General features: G+C 35.0%; 3 protein-coding genes. 2 read left to right on the forward strand and 1 reads right to left on the reverse strand.

Translation table 11 applies throughout. From position 1 onward, the window contains the following. The first annotated feature begins 235 nt into the window (after positions 1-235). On the forward strand, positions 236-1,570 hold the full coding sequence (locus Q0L68_RS18790; RefSeq protein WP_296705786.1) for a glycosyl hydrolase family 28 protein: 1,335 nt from the start codon (positions 236-238) through the stop codon (positions 1,568-1,570). Between the two features lie 11 nt (positions 1,571-1,581). Here Q0L68_RS18790 and Q0L68_RS18795 read toward each other — a convergent pair whose 3' ends face one another. Next, entirely contained in the window at positions 1,582-2,622 is a 1,041-nt protein-coding gene (locus Q0L68_RS18795) for a putative zinc-binding metallopeptidase (protein WP_296705787.1), read from the reverse strand. 139 nt (positions 2,623-2,761) lie between these two features. Between Q0L68_RS18795 and Q0L68_RS18800 the strand changes: the two genes are divergently transcribed. Continuing rightward, positions 2,762-2,999: hypothetical protein (locus Q0L68_RS18800; RefSeq protein ID WP_296705788.1), on the forward strand; the 238-nt coding region annotated here is incomplete at its 3' end.

Here is a 2,999-nt window from a genome sequence, read left to right on the forward strand (position 1 = left end):
CTGTACAAGACTTCTTGAAGCATCAATTTGATTATTTCGGAATACTATCCTCTATCTCTAAATAACAAAAATGAGAAATTTTCTTAAGGTATGAATTGAGGATTTTTCAAATTTTTGTCTTTAGATTTTAAAAAAACAATCCCATTTAAAAATTGGAAAAAGGATAGGTGGGTACAGTCCCCCTTCCTTTTTTTGGTATTTTACCATTCAGAGATTTAATAATCCTAAACCTATCATGAAAAAATATTGGTTACTTCTTACTCTTCCTGCCTTTCTTTTGCTAGGATTCTTACAGCAAACGCCAGTTTTTTCACAGAACAAGTGGCCAGATGGTTCCACTATTTCCCCTTGGTTTCATGATTACACCAAATTAAAATTAGATGATTTAGGGAAACAATATGTTATTACCTCTCATGGGGTTTTTGCAGATAGTACCCTTTTGCAAACTGAAAAAATCCAGTGGATTATTGATCAAGCCAGCCAAAGTGGGGGTGGAGTAATCATCATTCCAAAAGGAACTTTCCTTAGTGGAGCATTATTTTTCAAACCAAATACACATCTTCATTTAGAAGAGGGAGCCGTTTTAAAAGGCTCTGATGACATTTCAGATTATCCTAAAATCCCTTCAAGAATGGAGGGGCAAAATCTGGATTACTTTGCCGCACTGGTAAATGCCTATGGAGTTGATGGCTTTTCAATCACTGGAATGGGTACAATTAATGGAAATGGCTTAAAATTTTGGGAAGCCTTTTGGCAAAGAAGAAAGGAAGATCCCAATTGCACCAATCTTGAAGTTTCCCGCCCTAGACTCGTTTTTATTTGGAAAAGTAACGATGTTCAATTACAAGATGTTAAGCTTATTAATGCAGGATTTTGGAGCAGTCATTATTATCAGAGTAATAATATCAAACTCTTGGATCTTACTATCACATCCCCACATGAACCTGTAAAAGCCCCAAGCACAGATGCTATTGATTTGGATGTGGTTCATAACGTACTCATCAAAGGATGCTATCTTGCCGTGAATGATGATGCGATTGCTTTAAAAGGAGGAAAAGGTCCTTGGGCTGATAAAGATCCAAATAATGGCGAAAACACTAATATCATTATTGAGGATAGTGAGTTTGGTTTTTGTCATTCTGCTTTAACAAATGGAAGCGAGTCCATTCATAATAAAAATATTATCATGCGTAATGTAAAAGTAAAAGATGCTATTCGGCTACTTTGGCTTAAAATGAGGCCAGATACACCTCAACATTATGAATACATAACTGTAGAAAATATCACAGGACAAGCCCGAAGTTTTATTTATGTAAAACCATGGACCCAGTTTTTTGACCTTAAAGGAAGAGAAGAAGTACCTATTTCATATTCCGATCATATCACGATGAAGAATATTGATTTGGAATGTAATATTTTTTTCGACGTGGCAATCACGGAACATGATCGTTTAGCTGATTTTCATTTTGAAAATCTGAATATCAGGGCTGAAAAAGAAACTTTTGATCCCTCTAGTGTAAGTGGATTTACATTAAAAAATGTCGTGGTAAATGGTAAAAAAATTGATTGATCTATTCATTTTTAATCTGTCAAAAGGTTATGGATGAAATTCATTTTTTGAATAACTTTTTGACTAACTACAAATGGATACATATCAGAAACGCCCATTGACCTATTTAAACTATTAATTACTAGTGAGATAGGAGCCCAGGACTTATAAATCTTATGGAAGTCTAAAATTTCATAAGGATCAAAATCAACTTTTCCCTTAAAAGTTGGATCTTTCACTCTTGGATTTACTTCCACTCCAAAGTAGTTTGAAGTTTCTGTCATATCCATGATATGTAGATAGTGAGCCCATGTTTCTGCCCAATCTTCCCACGGATGTGAAGTAGCATATTGGCTAATAAAACTCTCTGTCCAATTTGATGGGGCTCCAAATTGATAATGATTCTTTAAGGAATGAGAATAATCCACTCTTTCATCTCCAAATACTTCACGGAATTCAGAAAGAATTTTTTGATTCTCTGATACTAACAAGCTCCAATAGTAGTGCCCTACTTCATGTCTAAAGTGACCAATCAATGTGCGGTAGGGTTCGGACAATTGTTTTTTAACATATTCTCTATGCACCGTATCTGCTTCCGAAAGTACTATTGTAATGATTCCATTATTGTGACCGGTCATTACTTTAGGATCACCTTGTTTCGCAACAAAATCAAAGCAGAGACCATTTTTTGAATCCTTCGATCGGGAAGTGATGGGTAATCCCAGCCTTTGCAATTGATAAACCAACCTATGTTTGGCAATTTCGAGCTTTTGCCATTTTTCGGTGTTTTCCTTGATAGATAAATCGGGAATGATTCGATTCAAGGAACAAGCTAGGCAGTATTCAATCTCTTCCCTGGCGGGTAAAATCCAATTACAAACCCCAGAACCCGAATTCTTACAATATTTAAAAACATCGGCATCTGTGTCTGAATTAAAAAATCCATTTGCAGCCGTAAATGTTTTCATGTCTTGATGTGTATGCGAATAACCTGAAAAATGACCACATTTTTCACATCTTAGATTTTCAAAATAAAGTGGATAACTACAGTTATCGCATTCAAAAATTTTCATTTACAAATTGCCTTAGCTTGATATTATATAAAGTAACAGAGTTCTTGAGGAATGATTCAATAGAGTTTCAAATGTTTTTTTAAAATCATTTGAACCTTTAATTAGATAAAAGCAACTTTGGAGGAAAACTTGATAATTTTTGGAATCTATTAGAATTTACTGGACTCAGGATAACACAGATTGGCAACTTTGGGATGAATTTATTCAAAGAAATCCTAGAGGAATTTATTTACAAATTCATTCTTGGCTTGATAGTTATCGTTCGTATGGCTTTACGCCGGAATTACTTCTTGCCAAAGATTTGGACGGGACTATAATCGGAGGCTTAGGAGTAGTTCTAGCTGGTGTTGGGCCGATGAAACTCCTTATCGCACCGT

This window comes from Algoriphagus sp. (assembly GCF_024642405.1).
Classification (GTDB): Bacteria; Bacteroidota; Bacteroidia; order Cytophagales; family Cyclobacteriaceae; genus Algoriphagus.

Coding starts and splice junctions, on each gene's coding strand:
- Q0L68_RS18790 (WP_296705786.1), top strand. CDS start 236: ATGAAAAAATATTGGTTACTTCTTACTCTTCCTGCCTTTCTTTTGCTA.
- Q0L68_RS18795 (WP_296705787.1), bottom strand. CDS start 2,622: ATGAAAATTTTTGAATGCGATAACTGTAGTTATCCACTTTATTTTGAA.